General features: G+C 64.9%; 25 protein-coding genes. 1 reads left to right on the forward strand and 24 read right to left on the reverse strand.

Translation table 11 applies throughout. From position 1 onward, the window contains the following. Positions 1-18 precede the first annotated feature (18 nt). The 15 genes from U5A52_RS12305 to ndk form a co-directional block, all read right to left on the reverse strand. On the reverse strand, positions 19-1,365 hold the full coding sequence (locus U5A52_RS12305; protein WP_321908899.1) for an adenylosuccinate synthase: 1,347 nt from the start codon (positions 1,363-1,365) through the stop codon (positions 19-21). 179 nt (positions 1,366-1,544) lie between these two features. Continuing rightward, positions 1,545-2,696 (reverse strand): ATP phosphoribosyltransferase regulatory subunit, encoded by a 1,152-nt coding sequence (locus U5A52_RS12310; RefSeq protein WP_321934894.1) that lies wholly within the window; start codon positions 2,694-2,696, stop codon positions 1,545-1,547. Between the two features lie 122 nt (positions 2,697-2,818). Then, positions 2,819-3,010 carry a DUF2065 domain-containing protein gene (locus U5A52_RS12315; protein WP_028210024.1) on the reverse strand — a complete coding sequence of 64 codons (192 nt, stop codon included), beginning with the start codon at positions 3,008-3,010 and terminating at the stop codon, positions 2,819-2,821. A gap of 47 nt (positions 3,011-3,057) precedes the next feature. Then, positions 3,058-3,972 carry a protease modulator HflC gene (locus U5A52_RS12320; protein ID WP_321934895.1) on the reverse strand — a complete coding sequence of 305 codons (915 nt, stop codon included), beginning with the start codon at positions 3,970-3,972 and terminating at the stop codon, positions 3,058-3,060. A gap of 13 nt (positions 3,973-3,985) precedes the next feature. Next, a complete protein-coding gene (hflK, locus tag U5A52_RS12325) occupies positions 3,986-5,467 on the reverse strand; it encodes an FtsH protease activity modulator HflK (protein ID WP_321934896.1) in 1,482 nt (493 codons plus the stop codon). Positions 5,468-5,565: 98 nt separating this feature from the next. After that, on the reverse strand, positions 5,566-6,735 hold the full coding sequence (gene hflX, locus U5A52_RS12330; protein ID WP_321908906.1) for a GTPase HflX: 1,170 nt from the start codon (positions 6,733-6,735) through the stop codon (positions 5,566-5,568). Positions 6,736-6,809: 74 nt separating this feature from the next. Then, positions 6,810-7,046 carry an RNA chaperone Hfq gene (gene hfq, locus U5A52_RS12335; protein ID WP_027793540.1) on the reverse strand — a complete coding sequence of 79 codons (237 nt, stop codon included), beginning with the start codon at positions 7,044-7,046 and terminating at the stop codon, positions 6,810-6,812. Between the two features lie 162 nt (positions 7,047-7,208). Next, complete coding sequence (der, locus tag U5A52_RS12340; RefSeq protein ID WP_321908907.1) at positions 7,209-8,546, reverse strand: ribosome biogenesis GTPase Der; 1,338 nt, start codon at positions 8,544-8,546, stop codon at positions 7,209-7,211. A 467-nt stretch (positions 8,547-9,013) separates the two neighbouring features. Continuing rightward, positions 9,014-10,159, reverse strand: a complete 1,146-nt coding sequence (bamB, locus tag U5A52_RS12345; RefSeq protein WP_321908909.1) for an outer membrane protein assembly factor BamB — start codon at positions 10,157-10,159, stop codon at positions 9,014-9,016. Positions 10,160-10,246: 87 nt separating this feature from the next. Further along, positions 10,247-10,876 (reverse strand): tetratricopeptide repeat protein, encoded by a 630-nt coding sequence (locus tag U5A52_RS12350; protein WP_321934897.1) that lies wholly within the window; start codon positions 10,874-10,876, stop codon positions 10,247-10,249. Positions 10,877-10,954: 78 nt separating this feature from the next. After that, on the reverse strand, positions 10,955-12,292 hold the full coding sequence (gene hisS / locus U5A52_RS12355; RefSeq protein ID WP_321908911.1) for a histidine--tRNA ligase: 1,338 nt from the start codon (positions 12,290-12,292) through the stop codon (positions 10,955-10,957). Between the two features lie 85 nt (positions 12,293-12,377). Further along, complete coding sequence (gene ispG / locus U5A52_RS12360) at positions 12,378-13,685, reverse strand: flavodoxin-dependent (E)-4-hydroxy-3-methylbut-2-enyl-diphosphate synthase (protein ID WP_321909204.1); 1,308 nt, start codon at positions 13,683-13,685, stop codon at positions 12,378-12,380. A gap of 125 nt (positions 13,686-13,810) precedes the next feature. After that, positions 13,811-15,025 (reverse strand): RodZ domain-containing protein, encoded by a 1,215-nt coding sequence (locus U5A52_RS12365; RefSeq protein WP_321908912.1) that lies wholly within the window; start codon positions 15,023-15,025, stop codon positions 13,811-13,813. Positions 15,026-15,237: 212 nt separating this feature from the next. Then, the gene (gene rlmN / locus U5A52_RS12370) at positions 15,238-16,401 is read right to left on the reverse strand and encodes a 23S rRNA (adenine(2503)-C(2))-methyltransferase RlmN (protein ID WP_321934898.1); all 1,164 of its coding nucleotides are present in this window, start codon (positions 16,399-16,401) and stop codon (positions 15,238-15,240) included. A 147-nt stretch (positions 16,402-16,548) separates the two neighbouring features. Further along, entirely contained in the window at positions 16,549-16,974 is a 426-nt protein-coding gene (ndk, locus tag U5A52_RS12375) for a nucleoside-diphosphate kinase (protein ID WP_321908916.1), read from the reverse strand. Between the two features lie 316 nt (positions 16,975-17,290). On the opposite strand from ndk, the gene U5A52_RS12380 reads away from it, so the two are divergent. After that, entirely contained in the window at positions 17,291-17,989 is a 699-nt protein-coding gene (locus U5A52_RS12380) for a Bax inhibitor-1/YccA family protein (protein ID WP_158757600.1), read from the forward strand. A gap of 123 nt (positions 17,990-18,112) precedes the next feature. Here U5A52_RS12380 and U5A52_RS12385 read toward each other — a convergent pair whose 3' ends face one another. The 9 genes from U5A52_RS12385 to U5A52_RS12425 all read right to left on the reverse strand — a co-directional run bounded on the left by U5A52_RS12385 (position 18,113) and on the right by U5A52_RS12425 (position 26,354). Continuing rightward, a complete protein-coding gene (locus U5A52_RS12385; protein ID WP_321934899.1) occupies positions 18,113-18,889 on the reverse strand; it encodes an MBL fold metallo-hydrolase in 777 nt (258 codons plus the stop codon). Between the two features lie 11 nt (positions 18,890-18,900). Next, positions 18,901-20,040: an outer membrane protein assembly factor BamC gene (gene bamC, locus U5A52_RS12390; RefSeq protein ID WP_321908919.1), complete on the reverse strand. Its 1,140-nt coding sequence runs from the start codon at positions 20,038-20,040 to the stop codon at positions 18,901-18,903. Between the two features lie 138 nt (positions 20,041-20,178). Continuing rightward, on the reverse strand, positions 20,179-21,084 hold the full coding sequence (gene dapA / locus U5A52_RS12395) for a 4-hydroxy-tetrahydrodipicolinate synthase (RefSeq protein WP_321908921.1): 906 nt from the start codon (positions 21,082-21,084) through the stop codon (positions 20,179-20,181). A 44-nt stretch (positions 21,085-21,128) separates the two neighbouring features. Next, positions 21,129-21,761 (reverse strand): class I SAM-dependent methyltransferase, encoded by a 633-nt coding sequence (locus tag U5A52_RS12400; protein ID WP_321934900.1) that lies wholly within the window; start codon positions 21,759-21,761, stop codon positions 21,129-21,131. 8 nt (positions 21,762-21,769) lie between these two features. Further along, positions 21,770-22,972 carry a tryptophan--tRNA ligase gene (locus U5A52_RS12405; RefSeq protein WP_321908926.1) on the reverse strand — a complete coding sequence of 401 codons (1,203 nt, stop codon included), beginning with the start codon at positions 22,970-22,972 and terminating at the stop codon, positions 21,770-21,772. Between the two features lie 4 nt (positions 22,973-22,976). After that, positions 22,977-23,642: a site-2 protease family protein gene (locus tag U5A52_RS12410; RefSeq protein WP_321908927.1), complete on the reverse strand. Its 666-nt coding sequence runs from the start codon at positions 23,640-23,642 to the stop codon at positions 22,977-22,979. 61 nt (positions 23,643-23,703) lie between these two features. Continuing rightward, complete coding sequence (locus U5A52_RS12415) at positions 23,704-24,342, reverse strand: L-threonylcarbamoyladenylate synthase (protein WP_321908928.1); 639 nt, start codon at positions 24,340-24,342, stop codon at positions 23,704-23,706. 179 nt (positions 24,343-24,521) lie between these two features. Beyond that, the gene (locus U5A52_RS12420) at positions 24,522-25,352 is read right to left on the reverse strand and encodes a 3',5'-nucleoside bisphosphate phosphatase (protein WP_321908930.1); all 831 of its coding nucleotides are present in this window, start codon (positions 25,350-25,352) and stop codon (positions 24,522-24,524) included. Positions 25,353-25,460: 108 nt separating this feature from the next. Beyond that, positions 25,461-26,354, reverse strand: coding sequence for an alpha/beta hydrolase (locus U5A52_RS12425; protein ID WP_321934901.1), 894 nt, complete (start codon positions 26,352-26,354; stop codon positions 25,461-25,463). Positions 26,355-26,389: the final 35 nt, after the last annotated feature.

Raw genomic sequence — 26,389 nt, forward strand, 5'->3', positions numbered from 1 at the left:
CTTCTGCCTTCTTGCTACTTAGACCTTGAACGGATGACGCAGCAGGATCGTTTCGTCGCGATCCGGGCCCGTCGAAACCATGTCGATCGGCACACCGGCGACTTCCTGCACGCGCGTGAGATACGCCTGCGCGCTCTTGGGCAGCGCGTCGAACTGCGTGATGCCGATGGTGCTTTCGTTCCAGCCTTCGAACGTCTCGTAGACCGGCTCGCATGCGGCCACTTGCGAGGCGCCGCGCGGCAGAATGTCCACGTCCTTGCCATCGACCTTGTAGCCGACGCAGAGCTTCACTTCGTCGAGACCGTCGAGCACGTCGAGCTTCGTGATGCACAGACCCGTCACGCCGTTGATCTGGATCGAGCGGCGCAGTGCAGCAGCGTCGAGCCAGCCGGTGCGGCGCGGACGGCCCGTGACCGAACCGAATTCCTTGCCGACCTTCGCGAGCGTGAGGCCCACTTCTTCCTGGCGATCGGCGTTGTCGGCGTCGTACAGTTCGCTCGGGAACGGGCCCGAACCGACGCGCGTGCAATACGCCTTGGTGATGCCGAGCACGTAATTCAGCTTTTGCGGACCGACGCCCGCACCGGCCGAAGCTGCACCCGCGACGCAGTTGCTCGATGTGACGAACGGATAGGTGCCGTGGTCGATGTCGAGCAGCGTGCCCTGTGCACCTTCGAACAGCAGGTTGCCGCCTTCGTTGTTCACGTCGTACAGACGTCGCGAAACGTCCGTGACCATCGGCTTCAGACGCTCGGCGTACGAGAGCATCGTGTCGAGCGTTTGCTGATAGTCCACGGCCGGCGCGCCCAGGTACTGCGTGAGCACGAAGTTGTGGTAGTCGAGGTTCTCGCGCAGGCGAGCGGCGAAGTTTTCCGGCTCGAACAGGTCCTGCACACGCAGACCGCGGCGCGCCACCTTGTCTTCGTAGGCCGGACCGATGCCGCGGCCCGTCGTACCGATCTTCGCGGCGCCGCGCTTGGCTTCGCGCGCCTGGTCGATGGCGATGTGGTACGGCAGGATGAGGGTGGTGGCTTCGGAGATGAACAGGCGCTTCTGGACGTCGATGCCCGCTTCTTCGAGCTCGCCGATTTCCTTGAAAAGCGCTTCGGGCGAGAGCACCACGCCGTTGCCGATGTAGCAGGCGACGCCGGCACGCATGATGCCCGACGGGATCAGCCGGAGAATGGTCTTCTTGCCGCCGATGATGAGTGTGTGGCCGGCGTTGTGACCGCCCTGGAAACGCACCACGCCTTGCGCGTGGTCCGTCAGCCAGTCGACGATCTTGCCCTTGCCTTCATCGCCCCATTGGGTGCCCACGACGACGACATTGCGTCCCGGGGTTACATTCACTGCGCTGGCAGACATGGTGTTTCGTTAGCTGGTTAAAAACGTATTTTACCTGGGTTCAGCGGCAAGGCCGCCTTTTTTTCCCGAAATTCGCGGAATTTCCTTTTGCACTCAACGGCATGCGCGAAGCGAAGCGTGCTTTGGCACGGCTGCGCGGCCGCTTCGCGGGCGGCGCGAATGGCCGCCCCGGTGCAGTATCAGGCGTGTTTTTCGACGACCCAGACGCCGTCGCGCTCGATGAGCACGCGGTCGCAGGCGAACTCGTCCATGTCGTGCTCGTGGCCCGGCAGCGCCTGGATCACGACCTCGCCCGCATCGCGCAGCGCGGCGACGGCGGCGCGCAGCGCCTCGTCATGGCGCCACGGCGCGAGGATCGCGCTGCTGCGCGCTTCGACCGGGGAAATGCGCGCCACTTCGCGCAAATCAAGCGAAAAACCCGTTGCCGCGCGGGCGCGGCCATAGGCCTCACCCACCTTGTCGTAGCGGCCGCCACGGGCCACGGCGTTCGGCACGCCGTCCACGTAGGCGGAGAACATCACGCCGCTGTGGTACGCGTAGCCACCGAGATCGGCGAGGTCGAGCATCAGCTCCGCACCCTCGATCTCGCGCACGAGGAACGCGAGGTCGTCGAGCGCTCGCGCAATGCCCGGCAGCGCCGGCAGACGCGCGCGCGCCTCGTCGATCACGCTCGCGTCGCCGTAGAGCGAGGGCAGCGCGCGCAAAGCGTCGCGCGTGGCGGCTTCGAGGTTCTGCGTGAGTTCCGCGAGGCGCGGCACGTCCTTGCCAGCGAGTGCTTCATACAAGGCATCGCCGAGTGCAGCCGCAGCCGGGTCCGCTTCGAAGATCGCCGCGAGCACGCCCGCGTGCGAGAGGTCGAGGCGCACCTTCGCGAGGCCCGCGAGGCGCAGCGCATCGAGCATCAGCTGCTGGATTTCGAGGTCGGCTTCGAGGCCCGCGTGACCGTAGATTTCGGCGCCGGTCTGGATCTGTTCGCGCGTGGCGTGCAAGCCGCGCGGGCGCGTGTGCAGCACGTTGCCCGCATAGCACAGGCGCGTCACGCCCTGGCGGTTCAACAGGTGCGCGTCGATGCGCGCGACCTGCGGCGTCATGTCGGCGCGCAGGCCGAGCGTGCGGCCCGAGAGCTGGTCGACGAGCTTGAACGTGCGCAGGTTCAGGTCGCGCCCGCTGCCCACGAGCAGCGACTCGAGATACTCGAGCAACGGCGGCATGACCATTTCGTAGCCATAGGCGCGGAAACGATCGAGCAGGCGGCGGCGCAGCTCTTCGATCTTGCGCGCTTCGGACGGCAGCACGTCCGCAATATTCTCGGGGAGTAACCAGGTCGACATCGGTTGAGTCCTACCACAATGAGGGCCACGCGCGGCGAAACGCCACGCCGCCCGGTAATTCGGAATCCGTCAAAAAACGCCCATCGCACACCGCATCTGAAGAACGCGGCGGCATGATGCTGTCAGGTCGCCAGCATCAGCAGGACGAGGCCGAGCCCCATCACGATGAGCCCGCCAATCCTGATGTGATGCGGCGGCCGTTCCGCGATTTTACGGAATGTGTCACGCCACGCCGTCGGAAAAACGAACGGGAACATGCCCTCGATAATCAGCATCAATGCGATCGCGAGCAAGAGGGAGCCAGCTATGTCCATGCGAAGAAAGACGCCGCGCAGTGCGCGGCGCATGTGTCTCGTTTTGTCTAGTGTTTGCGCGGGGTGGCGGAAGCCGATGCGTTGTCTCCGCCATTTACGCCGCCGTTCGGGCCGCGCATGAAGCGGAAGAAGTCGCTCGATGAGTCGACCACGATGACGTCGCCGGGCCGGAAGCTCTCGCGGTAAGCGAGCATGCTTTGATAGAACCGGTAGAAGTCCGGGTCGCGCCCGAACGCCTCGGCGGCAATCGCGGCGGCCTTGCCGTCACCCTCGCCCTTGATCGCTTGCGCCTGCGCATAGGCGTCGGCCAGCACGCCCTGCTGCTTGCGCTGCGCGTCGTCCTTGATCTGCTGCGCCTCGGCCGCGCCCTTCTCGCGAATCTCGGCAGCGGCCTGCTCGCGTGCGGCGCTCATGCGCTTGAAGATCGTTTGCGCCAGCTCCGGCGGGTAATCGACGCGCGTGAGTTCGATCGCGATCACGTCGATGCCGAGCGGCGCCGCGCTTTGTCTGAGCGCGTCGCGCGCGCCGTTGGCGATGGCTTCCTGCTGCGCCAGCGCCTCGGTGAGCGTGACTTTCGAGATCGCGTCGCCGAGCGCGTCGCGCGACAGTGACGCGAGGCGGTCGGAAAGCGTCTGTGCATCGCCCTTCGTGGCCGCGAACAGCTTGAGCGGATCGGAAATGCGATAACGCACGACCGGGTTCACGAGCAGTTCGGTCTTGTCCGACGTCGTGTAACGGTCGGCATCGGGCGCATCGAACGCCTGAATGCGCGTGTCGATGAACGTGGCGGTCTGGAACGGCGGCGGCAGCTTCACGTGCAGCCCAGGACCTGCGAGCGTGGCGTTGGCCCCGCCCGACGAGGAAATGATGGCGACGTGGCGCGGATCGACCATGAAGACGGCCGACGACGCAACCAGCACGACAACCACGACGGCAACGACGAGCGCAATGATCTTGTTCATAGTGACGCTCCCCTTATTGCACGTCGCTTTCGCGGCCGCGCGAGCGGAACGCATCGCGCGAACGGAAGGCGTCGCTCGCGGCGGCTGCCGCGTCGCTGGCCGTGGTTGCGGGAGCTGCGCCCTGCTGCTGGGCGCCCTGCTGTGCACCTTGCTGCTGTGCACCTTGCTGCTGTGCGCCTTGCTGTGAGTCGCTGCCGGCTGCCGGAGCGGAGGCCGCGTTGGCGTCCGAAGCCGCGCCGGCCGTTGCCGCACCGGCACCGGCGCTCGAAGCCGAGGCCGCAGCCGCGCCTGTTGCGCCCGCAGCCACGGCGGCGCGCTGACGTGTCATGTCGACGAGCTTGTCGAGCGGCAGATTAATCACGTTGTTGCCCGACTTGCTGTCGACGAACACCTTCGTCGCATTCGAATAGATGTGCTGCATCGTCTCGAGATACATGCGCTCGCGAATCACAGCCGGCGCCTTCGCATATTGTTCGTAGACCTGCGTGAATCGTTGCGCATCGCCCTGTGCCTGCGACACCACACGTTCGCTGTAAGCCTTGGCTTCGTCGATGAGACGCGCCGCGTCGGCCTGCGCGCGCGGCAACAGCTGGTCGGCATAGGCCTGGGCGTCGCGCTTCGCGCGGTCGCGGTCCTGGCGCGCCTTGGCTTCGTCGTCGAGTGCCGCCTGCACCTGATCGGGCGCCGAGACGCTCTGGATCGCCACGCCGGTCACGCCGAGGCCCGTCTTGTACTCGTCGAGCGCGTGCTGGATCGTGTCGGCAAGCTGGGCGCGAATTGGCTCGCGGTCGGCGTAGAGCATGTCGTTCGTGCTGCGCGCGCCCACCACGGTGCGCACCGCCGCCTGCGCGGCCTGCGTGACGGTGAGGTCGGGATCGACGCTGCGGAACAGATAGTCGGTCGGCTGCTTGACCTGGTACTGCACGGTAAAGCGCACGTTGAGGATGTCGCCGTCGTGCGTGATGACCGCGGCGTCCTTCACGTTTGCCGGGCGCACGAGGTTGTTGCGGCCGATCTCGACGGTGCGGATCTGGCCGACATTGACGATTTCATGCGTCTGGAACGGATACGGCATGCGCCAGTGCACGCCCTGACCCACCGTGTGGCGATACTGGCCGAACTGCAGCACGACGCCGGCCTGCCCTTCCTGGACGACGAACACGCCACTCCCCACGTAGATCGCAATGAGCACGCCGATTACGATGCCCACGCCGATGCGCGCGCCGTGGCCGTTGTCCGGGCGCGGCCCGAAGCCACCCGGCCCCTTGCCCTTGCGGCCGAAGAATGCGGACACGCGGCGGTTGAAGTCGCGCCACATTTCGTCGAGATCCGGCGGACCGTCTCCCTTGTCGCCGTTGTCACCCTTGTTGCCCGGCGGGCGACGCCCGTCGTCAGAACGCTGGCCATTGCCGTCGCCTCGACCCCAACGCGGGTCGTTCAACGAGAAAATGGCGCGCGCGCGCTGCCAGCCAGTCCGCTTGTTGTAATCGTTCACCTGTGTTCGTTCACCAGAGTAGACAGCGGGTCAATTGCGTGCGGATTCCATCGGAGCCGCGGGGCCGGCCTTGCTTGCGAGGCAATGCCGGGCGCGCTTCAGCGCTCGTGTTCGGGTTCCCAGCGAGGTTCTTCCTGCACCGCGCTCCAGTCTGCGGCCAGGGACTGCGGCGCGTCGGCAAGCGGCTCGGCAGTCGCGATTTCGGCGATGGCGGAGCGCAGCGCATCCAGTCCGACGCCCGTGCGCGCGCTCAAAAAGACGCGCGAAATATTACCATATTCATCACGCTCGACCGTTCCGCCACGGGCCGCCAGTTCCGGCACCGCGTCAATCTTGTTGAAGACCAGCACCTGACGGATCGTGTCCGCGCCGATATCGCGCAGCACCTTGTTCACCTCGTCGATCTGGTCGAGACGCACGGCGCTCGACGCATCCACCACGTGCAGCAGCAAGTCGGCCTGAACCGTTTCCTGCAGCGTCGCGCGGAATGCGGCGACTAACTGGTGAGGCAGCTCGCGGATGAACCCGACGGTATCGGACAGCACGATCTGGCCCACTTCGTCCCCGAGCCAGAGGCGTCGCGAGGTCGTGTCGAGCGTCGCGAACAGCTGGTCGGCGGCGTAGGCCTGCGCCTTCGTGAGCGCATTGAAGAGCGTGGACTTGCCCGCGTTCGTATAGCCCACGAGCGACACCGACATCGTGCGGGTGCGCTCGCGCTGACGCCGCTGCGTGCCGTGCTGGCGACGCAGCTTCGCAAGCTTGCCCTGCAGCATCTTGATGCGCTCGCCGATCAGCCGGCGGTCGGTTTCGAGCTGCGTTTCACCCGGGCCGCGCAGGCCGATACCGCCCTTCTGGCGCTCAAGGTGAGTCCAGGCGCGCACGAGGCGCGTGGCGAGGTATTGCAGCTGCGCGAGTTCGACCTGCAGCTTGCCTTCATGGCTGCGGGCGCGCTGGGCAAAGATGTCGAGAATGAGGCTCGTGCGGTCGACCACGCGACGATTGAGCGCGCGCTCCAGATTGCGTTGCTGGGCGGGCGACAGCGCGTGATTGAAGATGACGATTTCGATGTCGTTCGCTTCGCAGGCGAGACGCAGTTCCTCGGCCTTGCCGCTACCAATGAACATGGCGGCGTCGGGGCTGGAGCGTCGCCCGGTGAGCGTGACAGCAGGAGTGGCGCCCGCGCTTTTAGCGAGCAGGCTGAGTTCTTCGAGACTGGCTTCGAAGTCGGTCTTGCCGAAGTCGATGCCGACGAGTGCGGCGTTGATCAAATTAGAGGATGTCAAAATGAAAGCGGCCGGACCAGAGCAGCCTGCGAGGCGCCCCGGTCCGGCCGCGTCATGGGTCAGGACGCTTCCGTATCCGGGTGGAAATTCACCGGACGGGCCGGAACCACCGTGGAGATGGCGTGCTTGTAAACCATTTGCGTAACCGTATTACGGAGCAACACGACGTACTGGTCGAACGATTCGATGTTCCCTTGAAGCTTGATGCCGTTGACCAGATAGATCGAAACAGGCACGTGCTCCTTGCGCAGCGCGTTCAGAAACGGGTCTTGTAACAATTGCCCTTTGTTGCTCATAGCAAACTCCGTATTTTTTTGCAGGTTTAACTTATATTGGGATGAAGAAAAAGAAATCCACCACCAATCGCTACACTATAGCCGATTCTCGTTCCCCCGCGCGGTTCCTGGCGGTTCGGCCAGGCGGCCTTTGCGGGGTAGCGAACGCTATTCAGCAACAGCCTAGTTTTTCTCGGTATAGGGATTCGTCGAGGAGCGAAACTCTATGCGCAATGGAGTGCCGGTGAGCGAGAAAGTTTCCCGGAAACGATTCTCCAGATAGCGCTTGTAGGTTTCCGTCACGGCGTCGAGTGCGTTGCCGTGAATGACGATAATCGGAGGGTTCTGTCCCCCCTGGTGCGCGTAGCGCAACTTCGGACGCACCGGGCCGCGGCGACGCGGCTGCTGGAACTCCACGGCTTCGATGAGCGCGCGCGTGAGCTTCGGCGTGGGCAGCTTCGCCATGGCGGCGGCATAGGCGTCGTCCACCGAACGCATGAGCGGGCCGATGCCGAACTTCTCCGTCGCCGAGATGAAGCGCATTTCCGCGAAATCGAGGAACTTGAGCTTGCGCTGCAGGTGGTGCTTGGTGCGCTCGCGCGCGTGGTCGTCCATGCCGTCCCACTTGTTCACGCCCACCACGAGCGCGCGGCCCTGTTCCACCACGAAGCCCGCGATATGCGCGTCCTGGTCCGAGATTTCCTGCTGCGCATCGAGCAGCAGAATCACCACGTTGGCGTCGGCGATCGACTGCAGCGTCTTCACCACCGAGAACTTCTCGATCGCTTCGAACACCTTGCCGCGGCGGCGCAGGCCTGCCGTGTCGATCAGCGTGTACTTCTTGCCGCCGCGCTCGAAATCCACATAGATCGAATCGCGCGTCGTGCCCGGCATGTCGAATGCGATCACGCGGTCTTCGCCAATCAGCGTATTGACGAGCGTCGACTTGCCCACGTTAGGGCGACCGACGATCGCGATCTTGATCCCGTGTTTGGCGGCGTCCTCTTCGCTTTCCTCGGGCTGATCGGCGTACGCCTGTTCGAGCGCCTCGTTGATCATTTCCGTCACGCCGTCGCCGTGCGCCGCGGAAATCGCGCGCGGGTCGCCGAGACCGAGTTCATAGAAGTCGGCAGCCACGGCGCTGTACTTCATGCCCTCTGCCTTGTTCACCACAAGGAAGATCGGCCGGCCGGTCTTGCGCAGGTAATCGGCGATGTGCTTGTCCTGGGGCGCGAGTCCATTACGGCCGTCGCAAATGAACACGACGATATCGGCCTCTTCCACAGCCTGGCGCGTCTGGCGCGCCATTTCGTGCAGGATGCCGTCCTTCGCGACCGGCTCGAAGCCACCGGTGTCGACCACGAGATACGGGCGCTCGCCCACGCGCCCTTCACCGTAGTGACGGTCGCGCGTGAGGCCAGGCAGGTCGGCCACCAGCGCATCGCGCGAACGCGTGAGCCGGTTGAACAGCGTGGATTTCCCCACATTGGGGCGCCCGACGAGGGCGATTACGGGTTTCATCTGATCTTTTCTACAGTAAGGCGCAGCGCCGGAGAGTCCGGCGCGCTGCGCGGCAAGCCCTGCGCCTGCGGGGCTGCATCAGTTGCAAATTATCACGAAATTCACGAGCAGGGCCGCGTCCCCGAGCCGAAAGCGCAACGCGACCGGGGCTGGACGCCGCGCAACCGCCTGGGGCGGTAACGGTGAACAGCGGGTGAACAGCGGATGAACGGCGAGGTCGTGCGCGCCGCCGTCCCAAAATGCGCATGGCCGGCTTGAGCCGGCCAGCGGGTGAGGCATCGGAACCTGCCGGCTCCGGTACCTCGAGCATCTGCATGCATCGGAGCGCCGCTCGTGAGGCGCTGCCAACTGCGTATGCGTGCAGTGCGCGGGTCGATGCGCGTTTCTTGCCTTGCACGCCGGCCGCGCAAGCCGGCGTCATGTGTCTCTGCGGCGCGCCCCGAAGGCGCTACCGCAGCCAACGCCACTTAGTGCGGACGCAGACCGTACAGGTCGCCGTCCTTCGTCTGCACGACCAGCGTGTTGCCGGCGAGTACCGGAGCCGCCGTGATCGGGCTGCCGTCGGTCTTCACGCGCGAGACGAAGCTGCCGTCGTCGAGCGAGAGGAAGTGGACATAACCCTCAAAGTCACCCAGCACGACCGCATGGCCCAGCAATGCGGGCACGCTGACGTCGCGGCTCTTGAGCTTCTCGTTCGTCCAGGTCGGCTCGCCCGTCGACACGCTGAACGCTTTCACGACCGACCAGTCGTCGCCACCGACCACCGTGCCTTCATCCTGAGCGATGCCGCTCGTGCTCGAGAACGCCTTTTGCCACATCGGACGGCCCGAATTGGCGTCGAAGCAGCCAAGCTGACCCTGGAACGTCACCGCGCAGGTGGTGGCACCCACCAGCGTGGGCGGACCGCTCACGTCATTGATACGCTCGACTTCCGTCACGCCCTTCGGGTAAGAGACCGGCGTTTCCCAGAACGCGTCGCCGCTTTGCAGGTTGATCGCTGCGAACGAGCCGCCCGGGAAGCCGGCCAGCACGGCCTGGTCACCCGCGAACGTCATGCCCGCCGACACGCGCAGATTCAGCGGCACGGCGCGGTTGCGGTAGAGCCACTTCTGCTCGCCCGTCTGGCCGTTGAAGGCGACGATCTGCCCGTCGATCGTGCGCACGATCACGAGGCCGTTGCCGACGAGCGGCGGCGAGATGACTTCGCCCGGGGCCTTGGCCTGCCACGAGAGCTTGCCGTTCGAGTCGAGCACGTAGACATCGCCCTTCAGGCCGCCCACCGCCGTAAGATTGCCGTCGCTGCCCACGCCCGCCGAGAGGTCGTCCTTGAGCTTGGTGCGCCAGATGTCCTTGCCCGACGCGGCGTCGATCTTCGCGACCGAGCCGTTCTCGCCCGCTGCGTAGATCGCGTCGCCCACCGCGACCGGCGCGAACAGATAGCGGCCGGCCTTGCCGACGCTCGACTTCCACACCTGCTGGACATCCAGCGCCTGCTTGAAATCGGTCAGCGGCACCGGCACGCGACGCACGTCTTTCGTCGATGAGCAGGCTGCGAGAGCCAGGACGGTCATCGCGAGAGCGACGGGCACAACGGTTCGTTTCAGCAGATTCATCGGTGAACGACGCATGAATGAAGTTGGTTTGAATAGTTTCGCAATGCTGCGCGCACCCACGGCGCGCTTCGCAACTTAGCCGTCGAATTAGCCGCCGAGCGCATCCAGCTTGAACTGGATCAGCTGACGCTCGGAAGCGTCGCTCTTCGGCAGGCTGTCGAGGGCCAGCTTGTAGGACGCGCGCGCGTCGTCGCGCTTTCCGGCCGCAGCCAGCAAATCGCCACGGCCGTCGGCCACGATGCCCTTGAACGGACCCGAATCCGGTTGCGGAATCAGCGCGAGGCCCTGATCGTAGGCCTTTTCGTCGAGCAGAAGCGAAGCGAGACGCAGCTTCGCGATCTGGCGGAATTCGTCGTCCTTCGCGTGATCGGTGGCCCATTGCAGCTGCGCCTTCGCGCCGGCCGTGTCGCCCGCCATATAGAGCGCCTTGGCCACGCCAAGCGCAGTCATCTGCGCGTACGCCGTGCCGCCGAAGCGATCTTCCATGTCGGTCGCCACGCGCGTGAGCATGGCCTTGTCGCTGCTGTTCGCGGCCTGTTGCACCTGGTCGTACAGCACGGCGGCCTCGGCCGCCTGGCGGCGCTGCCAGAAGTTCCAGCCATTCCACGCAGCGAGCGCGAGCAGAACGATCAGCACGACCCACGTAGCGGCGTTACCCCACTGCCCCCACCATGCCTTGAAGCTCTCGATCGATTCCTGTTCGTCGTGGTAACTCATCGCGTAGCGATTCCTCGTTTATTCTGAAGCCTGTTTTCGAATGCGCAGCGAACCGGGCAGCCCCTTGGGGCGGCCCTGTTAGTCGTCGCCGTCTTCGGCGGATGCAACCATCGCATTGATCAGATATTCGGTCAAGTCCTCAAGCGCTACCGTTTGTTGCTCGCTGCGGGCCTCCGCGGCCGTGCCGCGCAGCGCCTTCACACCGGCCTCGCCCTTGGCCACTTCGTCCTCGCCGAGCACCACGGCAAACGCCGCGCCGCTCGCATCTGCGCGCTTCATCTGCGACTTGAAGCTCGCGCTCTGACCGTCGGCACTGCAATGCAAAATAACGTCGAGGCCCGTGTCGCGCAGACGCTCCGCCACGATGAACGCCTTCTCGCGCGCGGCGTCGCCCTGGTGGACAACGTAGACATCGCAACCTTCTTCTTCCGGCACGAGGTCTTCTTCCTTGAGCAATTCGAGAATGCGCTCGATGCCCATGGCCCAGCCGCACGCCGCCGTCGGCTTGCCGCCCAGTTGCTCGATCAGCGGATCGTAGCGGCCGCCCGCTGCGACCGTGCCTTGCGCGCCGAGCTTGTCGGTCACCCATTCGAACACGGTCAGATTGTAGTAATCGAGACCACGCACCAGACGCGGGTTGATCTTGAACGGAATGTTGTTCGACTTGAGAATGCGCTGCAGCCCTTCGAAGTGCGCGAGCGAAGCCTCGCCGAGGAAGTCGATCAGCTTCGGCGCCTTGTCTGCGATCTCCTGCAGCGCGGGATTCTTCGTGTCGAGCACGCGCAGCGGGTTCGTGTAGAGGCGGCGCTTGCCGTCTTCGTCGAGCAGATCGACGTGCTGCTCAAGGTACTTGATGAGTTCGACACGATGCGCCGCACGCTCTTCGGCCACGCCGAGCGAGTTGATCTCGAGCTTGATGCCGGCGAGGCCGAGATCGTCCCAGAGGCGCTGGCACATCAGGATGATTTCCGCGTCCGCATCGGGACCCGCGAAACCGAGCGCCTCGACGCCCACCTGATGGAACTGACGATAACGGCCGCGCTGCGGACGCTCGTGACGGAACATCGGGCCGATGTACCACAAGCGCTTCGGACCGTCGTAGAGCATGTTGTGCTCGATCGACGCGCGCACGGCGGCAGCCGTGCCTTCCGGGCGCAGCGTGAGATTCTCGCCGTTGAGCGCGTCGGTGAAGCTGTACATCTCCTTCTCGACGATGTCGGTCACTTCGCCGATGCCGCGCGTAAAGAGCTGCGTATGCTCGACGATCGGCGTGCGGATATTTTGATAGCCGTACGAACGAAGCATGGACTTGACCGTGGTTTCGAAGAATTCCCACAGCCCTGCCTCCTGCGGCAGGATGTCGTTCATGCCCTTCACGCCCGTGAGCTTTTCGGGCTTGCGTTTCTGTTCAGTCATTGCGTTGCGTATTGGCTATATTCGGTTGTGCGTATCGTGACCACAAGCGGCCACAAGCGAACTACGAGCGGATCGACCGCCCTGCTCAGTTCGTCGCTTCGGCCTTGCCGTACTTGCGCGCGACGTAGTCGCTCACGATCTGCTGGAATTCTTCGGCGATGCGCTCGCCGCGCAGCGTCTTCACCTTTTCGCCGTCGATGAAGACCGGCGCCGCGGGGTTCTCGCCCGAACCCGGCAGGCTGATGCCGATGTTCGCGTGCTTCGACTCGCCCGGGCCGTTCACGATGCAGCCCATCACAGCGACATTCATCGTCTCGACGCCAGGATACTCGTCGCGCCAGATCGGCATCTGCGCACGCAGATAGCCCTGGATCTGCGAAGCCAGTTCCTGGAACAGCGTGCTGGTCGTGCGACCACAGCCGGGGCAAGCGATGACCATCGGCGTGAACGAGCGCAGGCCCATGGTCTGCAGGATTTCCTGACCGACCACGACTTCGCCCGTGCGCGCGCCGCCCGGTTCCGGCGTGAGCGAGATGCGGATCGTATCGCCAATGCCTTGCTGGAGTAGCACGGAAAGCGCCGCCGTCGAAGCGACGATGCCCTTCGAGCCCATGCCCGCTTCCGTGAGACCCAGGTGCAGCGCGAAGTCGCAGCGCTTTGCAAGTTCCTGGTAGACGGCGATCAGGTCCTGCACGCCGCTCACCTTGCACGACAGGATGATCTTGTCGCGGCCAAGGCCGAGTTCGACCGCGCGTTCCGCCGAGCCGATGGCCGACTGAATGAGCGCTTCGTACATCACGCTTTGCGCTTCCCACGGCTCCTTGCGAGCGCCGTTCTCGTCCATCATGCGCGCGAGCAGGTCCTGGTCGAGGCTGCCCCAGTTCACGCCGATACGCACCGGCTTGTCGTACTTGATGGCCGCTTCGATCATCTGCGCGTACTGCGTGTCGCGCTTCGCGCCCTGACCCACGTTGCCCGGGTTGATACGGTACTTCGAGAGCGACTCCGCGCAAGCGGGATAGTCGCGCAGCAGCAGATGGCCGTTGTAGTGGAAGTCGCCGACGAGCGGCACCATCACGCCCATGCGGTCAAGCTGCTCGCGGATGTACGGCACGGCCGCCGCGGCTTCCGGCGTGTTGACCGTGATACGCACGAGTTCCGAGCCCGCCTGCGCGAGTTCCTTGATCTGGATCGCGGTGCCGATGGGGTCCGCGGTGTCGGTGTTGGTCATCGACTGCACGCGCACCGGCGCGTCGCCGCCGATCGTCACCAGCTGGCCGCCCCAGCGCACATGCACGGCATGCGACTTGCGGCGCGGCGCGTGGCCGCCGAGGACCGGCTCGGTCGAGCAGATCTGACTGTTGCTGGTCGAGGATTGCGTTTCGCTTTGCATCGAAAAACCCATTTACGCCTCACGCGCGCTTATCGCCAGCTAGTTGGCGACGGCACTGCGTGAATTGAAAAAGCGTCGCGGCAGGCAAGAAGACTTGCCCGGCCGCGACGCGTGCCATGTCTTGATCAGGGCAGCACGAAGCGCGCAACGTTGCCGCGCGCCGACGCGTACTTCGACGTGTCGACCGGCTGGCCGTCGATGGTCATCGACTCGATGCCGGCCTTGTTGCCCACGGTGACCTTGAGCGGCTCGGTGCCGGTGATCTCACGCGCGTCGCTGCCGTGGATCATGCCCGAGAAAACTTCCTTGCCATCCTTCTGGCGCACGCTGACCCAGGTGTCCTGCGTCACGCGAATCGCGAACGTCGAAGTGTCCGCGCCGTTGTCGGCTGCCGGGTTCTGCGCTGCCGCTGCGGCCGCTGCACTCGCCGCCTGAGCGTGCGCTGCGCTTGCCGCGTTGGCAACGGCAGCCGCCGGCGCTGCGCTTGCAGCGGCGGGCTTCGCCGCCTGGGGCGCCGGCTGAGCCGCAGGTTGCGCCGGTTGCGTTGCCGGCTGCGTCGCCTGCGGCGCCGGTTGCGTAGCTTGCGGCGCCGCAAGCGGTGCGCTCGCGCCTGCGCCTTGATCGGGCGCGGCATTGGCGTTGTCGCCCGCATCGTTTGCGTCGCCGGCTTGCGGCGTAGCCGGCTGATCGGCGCCCTCGGCGGCCGAAGCGCCTTCGCTGCCGGTCGCAACGCCCTGCGTCACCGTGGGCGAGGACGCACCCGGCTGCACGCTCGCGCCATTTGCCATCGCCTTCAGGCGAGCAAACCACGCCGACGATTCGCCACTATTCGTGTGCCACATGGAAAGTGCGAGCACCGCGACCACGATGATCGCCACGCCCCACAGCCACGAGGCGCGACGGCGCGGCGCACGTGCGCCACCGCCGCCGAGCGAGAGGGAAACGCGGCCGCGCGGCAGATCGGAGCCAGCCGAAGCGGGCATCGACAGATCCGGCTGCGCAATGCCGCGCTCGCGGCGCAGCGCTTGCGTGAACGGCGCAGGATCGGTGCCGAGCAGCTTCGCGTAGGCGCGCACCACGCCCAGCGCGAACGTCGTGTCCGGCAGATGGCTGAGATCGCCCGCTTCGAGTTCGCGCAGCTTCGACACCGCCACTTTGAGGCGCGCCGAGACATCTTCGATCGCCCAACCCTTGGCCTCGCGCAGCTGTGCAAGACGCGCGCCGGCCGCAGCCAGTGTGTCGGGCACGGCCTGCACCGGCGAGGGCGACGCGCCCGGCGCCGAACGACCTGCGTTGCTGTCAGTTCCGTCTGTCCCGAAAGGGTGCTGCGGCTCGCTCATCCCAAAGTCCTTGCGTCGATTCTTTTCAATACTGGAACCGGTGGGGCACGTCCCGCCCCGCGTCTACCCGATTCGCAGACCGTTTATAACAAAATGCGCGGCCACGTTGTAAAACCTTTGGCCGCTTGCGATCGCTTCTGCAACGTTTCTTTACTACCGCCTACGGCCGCGCGTTTCCCCCGCACGCCGCCGTGGGCCCTCCTCATGCCGGCTCAGTGCCGAACCGGCCGTACTTCGATGACCTTGCCCGTGTCCCGGCTCATGCGCTCGGCAAGGCGCGTGCGGTCCTTCACCTCGCCGGCGAGCTGGCCGCAGGCCGCGTCGATGTCGTCGCCGCGGGTCTTGCGCACGGTCGTGACGACGCCCGCATCCATCAGAATCTGCGCAAAGCGCTTGATCTGGTCCAATTTCGAGCGCAGCAAGCCCGACTCGGGGAACGGATTGAACGGGATCAGATTGAACTTGCACGGCACGTCCCGCGTGACGGCGAGCAATTCGCGCGCGTGCTTTTCGGTGTCGTTGACGCCGTCGAGCATGCAGTACTCGAACGTGATGAAGTCGCGCGGCGCGACTTCCAGGTAGCGCTGGCAAGCCGCCATCAACTCGCGCAGCGGGTACTTGCGGTTGAGCGGCACCAGTTCATCGCGCAGCGCGTCGTTCGGTGCGTGCAAGGACACGGCGAGCGCCACGGGAAGTTCGGCCCCAAGGCGGTCCATCATCGGCACAACGCCCGAGGTGGAGAGCGTGACACGCCGGCGCGACAGCCCGTAGGCGTTGTCGTCGAGCATCAGGCGCATGGCCGGCACGACCGCGTCGTAGTTCAGAAGCGGCTCGCCCATGCCCATCATCACGACGTTCGTGATGACGCGTTCGCCCTTGCCGTCACCGCCGGTCGCGCGACCGCCCGCTTCACCCAGAAGGGAAGCACGCAGGGCGAATTCCGCCATGCGCAGCTGGCCGATGATTTCGGCCGTGGTGAGATTGCGTGAAAAACCTTGCTTGCCGGTCGAACAGAACCGGCAATTGACCGCGCATCCCGCCTGCGACGACACGCACAGCGTGCCGCGGTTGTCTTCGGGGATGAACACGGTTTCGACCGCGTTGCCGTTGCCGACGTCCACGAGCCATTTGCGCGTGCCGTCGGAGGAAACGTTGTCGCTAATGATGCCGGGCATGCCGATGGTGGCGCGCCCTTTGAGCTTCTCGCGCAGCGATTTGGCGAGATCCGTCATGCCGTCGAAGTCGGCGGCGTTGTACTGATGGATCCAGCGCTGAAGCTGTTTGGCGCGAAACGGCTTCTCGCCCAGGCTCTCGCAATAGGCGACGAGCCCTTGGGCGTCGAGATCGAGAAGGTTGACGGTGGAACTGCTCGTCATATCGAATCCTGCCATTTCAGTGCGAGAGCGCGCCCACCGCCCGCGTTGCCCAGCTGCCTGCGCACTTGCGCGGCACCGGGAACTGGACGGTGAGCGTCATCGCCGTTCGCGACCCTATGCTACTACTGCAATCTGCCCGCGCTGTGCTTAGCGCGAGTAGACGTTGACTTGCGGGAAGAAGAACGCGATTTCCACGGCAGCCGTTTCAGCGGCGTCCGAACCGTGCACGGCGTTCGCGTCGATGCTGTCGGCGAAATCAGCGCGGATCGTGCCCTTGTCAGCCTTCTTCGGGTCCGTTGCACCCATCAGATCGCGGTTCTTCAGGATGGCGTTCTCGCCTTCGAGCGCTTGAATCATCACCGGGCCCGAGACCATGAAGTCCACGAGGTCCTTGAAGAACGGGCGCGCTGCGTGAACAGCGTAGAACTTCTCGGCGTCAGCGCGCGAGAGGTGGACCATGCGGGCGGCAATGACCTTCAGACCAGCGTTTTCGAAGCGGCTGTAGATCTGGCCGATCACGTTCTTTGCCACTGCGTCCGGCTTGATAATCGACAGGGTGCGTTCGATCGCCATAAAAGCTCCAAAAAATTAAGAGGTTACAGATTCAAATGAATCCGCAATTGTAGCATGTTCCCATGTATGATTGCGATTGAACCCTCATAGTCCGGCAAACCGGCGCTATTGAGCGCAATCCAGACACGAGCTCCGCGCCGCCGCAGGTTTCAGAGAGGCTTAAGATTGGCGGCATAGTCTGTACGCAAGCGCTGTAGAAACATAACGGAAACTGTGTGGCAACCCGTTGAAACTCTGGGTCAGCACACTTATCTTATGGGGGAGCGGACCGCGCACCTGCGCACCCTCACCCACGCGTCTCACGCAAGGAGAAAGCATGAACGAGTATCCCTATAACTTCGGCCGCGGCGGCACCGTCACCTCGGCGGAGACCCGCAACCGCGTGCTGCGCAACACCTATTGGCTGCTCGCGCTGTCGATGGTGCCGACGGTGCTCGGCGCGTGGGTGGGCGTCGCGACCGGCTTCTCGCTTTTTGCTGCCACCAGCCCGGCCATGAGCCTGCTCGCGTTCTTTGCGATCGCTTTCGGCTTCATGTTCGCAATCGAGCGCACCAAGGACAGCTCGGTGGGCGTGTTCGTGCTGCTCGGCTTCACGTTCTTCATGGGCCTGATGCTTTCGCGCCTGCTGTCGTTCATCCTCGGCTTCTCGAACGGCCCGCAGCTCATCATGCTCGCATTCGGCGGCACCGGCATCATTTTCACCGCCATGGCCACCATCGCCACGGTCAGCAAGCGTGACTTCTCGGGCCTCGGCAAGTGGCTCTTCATGGGCGTAATCGTGATCCTGCTGGCCGGCGTCGCGAACATGTTCCTGCAGCTGCCCGCGCTGATGCTGACGGTTTCGGTGCTCGCCATCGCGATCTTCTCGGCCTACATGCTGTTCGACGTGCAGCGCGTCGTGAACGGTGGCGAGACGAACTACATCTCGGCGACGCTCGCGATCTATCTGGACCTCTATAACGTGTTCACGAACCTGCTCGCCATCCTCGGCATCTTCGGCGGCAATCGCAACTAAAGCGCAACCAAACCCTGGCGGGGCCGGATCGACAGATCGCCGGCCTCACCATGCAAAAAGCCCATGACTTTCGTCATGGGCTTTTTTTCGTCCACTCGTTTGGTTGCCAGGCGAGCGCAGGACTTAGAGCGCGATCCAGTCAAATCCCTCGGCTTGCGAGGCGACCCCGATTTCCGTTGCGGCGTTTCCGAGAACCGCGGCCATCGCCGCGCGCGCAAGCTCGGGAGTGTTGTTTTGCTGGCTCAGGTGCGCGGCGATCAAATGCCGCAACTTCGTACGATCGAGCCCCGCGAGGATGTCGCCGGCGGCCTCGTTGTTCAGGTGACCATGCGAACCGCCAATACGCGCCTTCAGCGATGCGGGATAGCGGCTCGCCGCGAGCATCTCGAGGTCGTGGTTGCATTCGAGCACGAGCGCATCGCAACCGCTCAGCACGCTGCTGATATGCAACGTCGATTCGCCGACGTCGGTCAGCACGCCAAGCCGGCTCGCCCCGTCGCTGAACACGAACTGCAGCGGCTCGCGGGCGTCGTGCGGCACCGTGTAGGGCAACACGCCAAGTTCGCCGATTTCGACTGCTTCATCGCCCCACAACACGTTGAGTTCGACGCCTGCGGCATCGTCGGCGCCGACGGCCTGCGCCGTGCCCCAGCTCATGTAAAGCGGAACCGACCAGCGGCGCGCCAGCGTGAGTGCGCTGCCGATGTGGTCGCTGTGTTCGTGGGTAATGAGAATCGCGGTGAGCGAGTCGGCGGCCAGCCCCGCGCGGGCGAGGCGCCGCTCGACTTCTTTCGCTGAGAATCCGCAGTCGAGCAGCACGCGCGTGGGCGTCGTGCCGCTGCCTGCTTCTACGACCAGTGCGTTGCCCTCGCTGCCGCTGCCGAGGCTCGCAAATCGCATATCAGCGCACGTCAGTTCAGCTGCGCATGGAGCGCGGAAACGATACGTTGCGCGTCCGACGACGTGTCGATGCGGCCGGTCTGGTCGACCACGGCAACCTGAGTCGAATTGCCCGTCGAGCGAACCGCCACGACGTATTCCGGACCCTGATCCTTCGCAGCCTTCTTCGGGTTGTAGAAAAGCTTGCCGAGCAGGCCGTCGCCCTTGAGCTCCTGCATCGAGTCGGCGTAGCGCACGTAGTAGAGGCCCTTCTCGCGGTCGCGGTTGTCGACCGTGAAGTTCGTGCGGTCGAGCGCGAGGCCCACGCGCAGCCACGCGGTGTCGAACGCTTCGGGCAGATCGAGCGTCGTGCCGTCAGGACCGGCGGCGACCTTGACGCCCGCCGTCGACGGACGCGCATCGGTCAAAAGTTGCTTGGACTGCGCGTCGGTCAGGCCAAACTTCTGCATGATCTTCGCGAGGAACGCGGCTTCGAGCGCCGGATCGCGCGGACGCTCCACCCACTTCGAGCCGGTCTTGTCCTGGCCCGTCAGCACTTCTTCCATCGCGTTATGCGTGACGGAAATATCCGTCTGACCGTCCGGGCCGCGCGAGACCAGCACGCGGAAGCGATCGCGCGTGCCCGACGAGTACGCGAAGTCGATCACGCGGCCAATCGTGCGGCGGAACCAGTCGTCCGGAATGTTGGCGCGGTTTTCCGCCCAATCGGTCGTCATGATGCCCGTGGACGGCGAGTCGGTCGTCAGCGTGAAGCCGTTTTCCGTCCAGAATTCCTGCAGCTGCGGCCAGACGTCGTCCGGCGAGCGGCCGTCCACCACGAGCCAGCGGCGGTCGCCGTCGCGCTCGACGTGCATGCCGAACGGATCCTGCGTACTCGGCACGCCGAGCGTGGCGTTGCCGGCCGGCGTGACCGTGCGCTGGGCAGCACCGCCAAGCGTGACCGTGGGCGGCGGCGCGACGTACTTCTGGTCGCTCGGCGCCGACGACAGATCCTGCGGCACGTTCAGCGGCGGCGCGGTCGGCGTGTCCTTGTAGTTCACGCGATCGGACGCGAACATGTCGTTCAGCGACTCGCAGCCTGCGAGCGAGCCAAGTGCAAGCGCCAGCACCGCCATGCGGGTTGCGTGGAGGGAAAAAGCGGAACGTTTCATGTGGGCCTTCGTGTGATACGGGAACGCTAAGCCTTGCTCTGCGAGACGGTCGGTCCGAGGTCGGTCCGAGGTCTTTCAGTGATTGGGCGGTTGGGCCGTGGCGGCGTCGGTTGAAAAATCGGCGACTGGCTGATCGGATCAGCCAGCCAGACCGGCTTCGCGCAGCGCGGCACGCACCACGTCGTGGTAGCGCGCGTCGAGCGGCGTGAGCGGCAGTCGGATGCCGCCTTCGATGCGGCCGAGTTCCTGCAGCGCCCACTTCACCGGAATCGGATTCGATTCGATGAACAGGTTCTTGTGAAGCGACAACAGCTTCATATGGATCGCACGCGCCGTCTTGACGTCGCCGGCGAGCGCGGCCTTGCACAGGTCGCTCATCTGGCGCGGCGCAACGTTCGCGGTTACCGAAATATTGCCGTGGCCGCCGAGCAGCATCAGCGCGATCGCCGTGGGATCATCGCCGCTGAAAATCTTGAAGCCGTTCGGCGCATGCTTGATGAGGTGCGCGGCGCGGTCGATGTTACCCGTCGCTTCCTTCACCGCGATGATGCCCGGCACTTCGGCCAGACGCAGGATGGTCTCGTTCGCCATGTCCGCGACCGTACGGCCCGGCACGTTGTAGAGGATGACCGGCAGGTCCACGTCCTCCGCGATCTTCGCGAAGTGGCGGTACATGCCTTCCTGGGTCGGCTTGTTGTAATAGGGCACGACCTGGAGCGACGCCTGCGCGCCGACTTCCTTTGCGTGCTTCGTGAGTTCGATGGCTTCGGCGGTGGAATTGCCGCCGGCGCCCGCGATGATCGGCATACGGCCGGCAGCGTGCTCGACCGCCGTCTTGATCATCAGAATGTGCTCTTCGACGTCAAGCGTGGCGGACTCCCCGCTCGTACCAACGACGACGAGGGCATCCGTCCCCTCTTCTACGTGCCAGTCGATCAGTTTGCGGAATGCCGGCAGGTCGAGACTGCCGTCTTCGTGCATGGGGGTGACGATCGCGGGAATGCTGCCTTGCAGCGTAATGCCGTCCTGAGTGCCGTTAGCCATGAAACGCCAGAAAAATGAGTCGGTTAAACCGCGATTGTAGCGGATTAGCCGGTCAGATCGTAACGCGTTACGGGTAGGACCTGGTTCTCGGGAACATTACCGGCTCTTTCGGGGGACGCTGAGGTCGTTTTTTCCCGTACCGCGCAGATGCGCTGAATATACGCCTCACGCGGCTGCGAAAGAAATCCGTCCTGATAGGCGATTACCCGCAGCGCGGGCGTGCAGACCGCCAGCAACTCGCCGGGAGCCAGCAGGAAAGCGGGGTTCGATGGCTTGCCGACCGTTTCGTTGCCCTGTGCGAAGGTTTCGTAGATCAGGACGCCGCCCGGCGCCAGCGCGTCAATGAGACGCGGCATGAGCGGGCGGTGCAGGTAGTTCGTGACGACCACGGCGGCAAAACGGGCATCCGCCGCGAGGGGCCAGGGCGCGCCTTCGAGGTCGCACTCTAATGTCGCAACGCCCGTCACATCATGCAGCGTGGCGAGCGCGGCGGCATCGCGGTCGAGCGCCGTGACCGGATGGCCCTTCCCCGCGAGCCAGCGGGTGTGCCGGCCCGCGCCGGAGGCCACGTCGAGCACCGTGCCGCCGGGTGCGATCAGGTGCGTCCAGCGGCGCACCCAGCGCGAAGGCTCGGAGAGCCCGTGGGCCAGCGAACCGGCGGCAGGCGTCGACGTCATCAGCGCGATCAGCTGTACGAGAGGCCCATGGCCTCGCGCACATCGCGCATCGTTTCGTTGGCGAACTTGCGCGCCTTGTCGCAGCCATCCGCAACGATTGCACGCAGCAGCGACGGGTCGTCCATGTACTTCTGCGCACGTTCGAGCATCGGCTGCTGCTCACGCAGGATGCCCTCGATCACCGGCTGCTTGCATTCCAGGCAACCGATTCCCGCCGTACGGCAGCCCTTCTGCACCCAGTCGTGCGTCTGCTCGTCCGTGTAGACCTGGTGCAGCTGCCACACCGGGCACTTGTCCGGATCGCCCGGATCGGTGCGGCGCACGCGTGCGGGGTCGGTCGGCATGGTGCGGACCTTCTTCGTGATCGACTCGGCGTCTTCGCGCAGGCCGATGGTGTTGCCGTACGACTTCGACATCTTCTGGCCGTCGAGGCCCGGCATGCGCGAAGCTTCCGTGAGCAGCACCTGCGGCTCCGGCAGGATGATCTTGCGCGAGCCTTCGAGGTAGCCGAAAAGACGCTCGCGATCGCTCATCGAGAGGCTTTGCGACTCCGAAAGCATCGCGCGGGCTTGTTCGAGCGCCTCTTCGTTGCCTTCCTGCTGATAGGCATTGCGCAGCTCGTGGTAGAGCTTCGAGCGCTTGCCGCCCAGCTTCTTCGCCGCTTCGTTGGCCTTCTCTTCGAAGCCCGGCTCACGACCGTACATGTAGTTGAAGCGGCGCGCCATCTCGCGGGCCATTTCGACGTGCGGCACCTGGTCCTCGCCCACCGGCACGAGCGACGCGCGGTACAGCAGGATGTCGGCGGCCATCAGCACCGGGTAGCCGAGGAAGCCGTAGGTACCGAGGTCCTTGTCGCGCAGCTTCTCGATCTGCTCCTTATAGGTCGGCACGCGCTCGAGCCAGGACAGCGGCGTGCTCATGCCGAGCAGCAGCGCAAGTTCGGCGTGCTCGGGCACGCGGCTCTGGATGAAGAGCGTGGCCTGGTTCGGGTCGATACCCGAGGCGAGCCAGTCGATCAGCACGTCCCAGACGTTCTTCTCGATGACATCCGGCGTTTCATAGTGCGTGGTGAGCGCATGCCAGTCGACCACGCAGAAGAAGCACGGATACTCGGACTGCAGGCGCACCCAGTTTTTCAGCACGCCGTGATAGTGGCCGAGGTGCAGCGACCCGGTGGGCCGCATGCCGGAGAAGATACGGTCTGGGAACATGATGTTATGAAAAGAGCGACACAAGAGGGGTAAGGATGGCGGTGACCGCGGCGTAACCTAGACTTACGAGCGGGCGCAGCCAGAATCGCGTGAAGATGCCACTCACGAGCAACCCCATCACGATGATGAAACCATAGGGCTCGATACGCGCGAGCGCAATGCTCGCACGCGTGGGCAACAGCGCCCCGAGCACGCGGCCGCCGTCGAGCGGCGGCAACGGAAAGAGATTGAGCACGCCAAGCACGAGATTCACGCCCACGCCGGCAGCGGCCATGCGCGTGAAGAACGGCTCGTCCACGCCGAGCACCGCGAGCGCCACGCCGAACACGCCCCATACGATGGCCTGCACGAAGTTGCACAGCGGCCCGGCTGCCGCGACCCACAGCGTGCCCCAGCGCGGATCGCGCAGATTGCTGAAGGCGATCGGCACGGGCTTCGCGTAACCGAACACGAACGCGCCATTCGTCAGGAAATACAGCACGAGCGGCATCGCGATGGTGCCGATCGGGTCGATGTGGCGCATCGGGTTGAACGAGACGCGACCGAGCACGTACGCGGTGTTGTCGCCGAGCATGCGCGCGACGTAGCCGTGCGCAGCTTCGTGCAGCGTGATCGCGAAGATGACCGGCAACGCGTAGACGACGATCGTCTGAATCAGATTGGCTTCCATGGCGGGCTATTGTATCAATGCGTCAATGCGCTCTGGCCGCGTTCATACCGTGCATGTTGCGTCATGCCTCTTCCTCTTCGATGCCGAAGGGCGCCAGCGCGCCCCGCCCCGGCCGCACGAGCACCGGTTCTTCACCGGTGAGATCGATTACGGTGGACGGCTCGCACGGGCACGCCCCGCCGTCGATCACGAGATCGAGCTGTTTTTCGAGGCGCTCGCGAATCTCCTCGGGGTCGTTGAGCGGCTCGGTGTCGGGCGGCAGGATCAGCGTGGAGGCAAGCAGCGGCTCGCCCAGTTCTTCGAGAATCGCCAGCGGAATCGGATGACCGGGCACGCGCAGGCCGATCGTCTTGCGCGACGGATGAGACAGACGCCGCGGCACTTCCTTCGTCGCCACCAGCACGAAGACGTACGGTCCCGGCGTCACCGACTTGATGAGCCGGTACTGGCGATTGTCCACCATGGCGAAGTTCGCGAGTTCCGACAGGTCCCGCACCATCAGCGAGAGCAGCGCCTTTTCGTCGAGCCCGCGGATGCGGCGCAAACGCTCGGCCGCGTGCTTGTCGTCGATGCGCGCGGCGAGCGCGTAGCTCGAGTCAGTGGGCAGCGCGATCACGCCGCCGTCGCGGATGATCTCCACCGCCTGCTTGACGAGGCGCGGCTGCGGGTTTTCTGGATGAAGCCGAAAGAACTGGGACATGGCAGTAATCAGCTAACGAATGGCGAAGAAAAACGGCGGTGGTGAAAAACTGCGATGCGCTGCGCGCAAACGGCAGGCAACTGCACGTAGTACCACAAAGTGACGACAAAGCGGGATTGACCGGCGCGAAGCGCCTTGCAGCAAAGGGACGGGTCAGTGGGCCACGCGCCATGCGCGGCCTACAGCCATCGCTCCCAAACAGGCTTGAGATCGGAAGGCAACGGCGGCAGCGTGCCCGGCTCGATCGCGTCGGGCCCGGGTGCATGGAAGTCCGAACCGCGCGACGCTTCGAAACCAAAGCGCCTCGCCACGGCCGCATACTCGCCGTACTGACTGGGCGTATGGCTGCCCGTGACCACTTCGATGGCCTTGCCGCCCAGATCGATGAACTCGCCGAAAAGCGTGTCGAATTCGAGCTGGGTGTACGCGTAGCGGCCCGGATGCGCGATGATCGCCTCGCCGCCGGCCGCCTTGATCCACGAGACGGCGTCGGCGAGCTTCGCCCAGCGGTGCGCGATGTAACCGGGCTTACCTTCCCCGAGCCAGCGAGAAAACGCGTCCTGGGTGTTCTGCGCCCGACCGCTTTCCACAAGAAAGCGCGCGAAGTGGGTACGTGAGATCAGGTCGGGATTCGAGACGTACTCGAGCGCGCCTTCGTACGCATCGGGAATGCCGAGTTCGCCGAGCCGCTCGCCAATCGCTTCGGCGCGCGCCGCGCGGCCGTCGCGCGTGCGCGCGAGTCCGTCGACGAGCGCGGCGCACTCGGTATCCACATGCAAGCCAACGATGTGCACCGTGCGCGACGCCCAGGTCACCGAAATCTCGACGCCGCACAAATAGCGCATGCCGAGCGCTTCAGCCGCCTCGCGCGCTTCGCGCTGGCCGCCGAGCACGTCATGATCGGTGAGCGCCCACAGGTTCACGCCGCCCGCTTTCGCCAGCTGCGCGACGGCAGCGGGGGCCAGTTGGCCGTCGGAGACAGTCGAGTGACAGTGGAGATCGGCGTTCATTGCGTGTGCGAAAAGGGTGAACGCTCATTTTACTGCAACGCAGTGAAGTCGTCGGGCGGCGCCTTGCGCGCCGACGTCGCCCGAATGAACGCTCGATGCGCCAGGCACTCAGGCGCAGAACGCCTCGATCAGGCGCGCGACCTCTTCGGGTTGGTCGTGGTGCACCATGTGACCCGCTCCGTCGACGATCCGCTCGCGCCAATCGGGAAACGCCTCGAAGCGCTTCTTGAATTCGTCGATGGGCACCGCCCCCGCGAGCCGCGCGAGCATTTCGGAGCCGGCCGCTTCGACGTGCAGCACGCGCGCACTCACCTTCGACCAGATCGCCATCACTTCGTCGAGCTGATACAGCAGCGGCCCGCGCATCTTGTGCGCCGGATCGCCTAGCAGCACGTAGCCGCCCTCGCCGTCCGGCTTCGACCAGTGTTCGGCAAGAAAGCGCGCGCGGGGCGCGATCAGACGCGGATTCGTCTTCACGAGCCGCGCGGCTACGTCGTCTAGCGACGCGTAGGTACGCAGTTGCGGCGGCGTACGGACCTCGTCGAGCCACTCGCGCACGCGGGCCGGCGCCTGTCTCGGTGACGTCGCCGGCAGGCCGAAACCCTCCAGATCGACCACGCGTCGCACGCGTTCGGGCCGCACGCCCGCGTACAGGCAAACGATGTTCGCCCCAAGGCTGTGTCCGACGAGATCGACCTGGCCCTCTGGCGCGTAGTGCGCGAGCAGGGCATCGAGATCGGCAAGGTAGTCGGGGAACCAGTAGTTGCTGCCCTGCCCCTGCGCGACGGGCCAGCCGGAGAGGCCGAAGCCGCGCAGGTCGGGCGCGATCACCTGCCAGTTGCCGCCGCGTGTGTCGAGCGCGTCGACGACGAACTGGAACGACGCCGCCACGTCCATCCAGCCGTGCAGCATGAAGAGCGCGGGTGCGCTCTCTTCACCCCAGCGGCGCACGTGCAGCCGGATGCCATTGACATCGACGAATTCGGAACGGGATTGATTCATTTGCGCCGCCGCAAAAAAAAGAATGATCGTTCGAT

Origin of the sequence: Paraburkholderia sp. J8-2 (assembly GCF_905220195.1) — a bacterium.
In the GTDB taxonomy this organism is placed as follows: domain Bacteria; phylum Pseudomonadota; class Gammaproteobacteria; order Burkholderiales; family Burkholderiaceae; genus Paraburkholderia.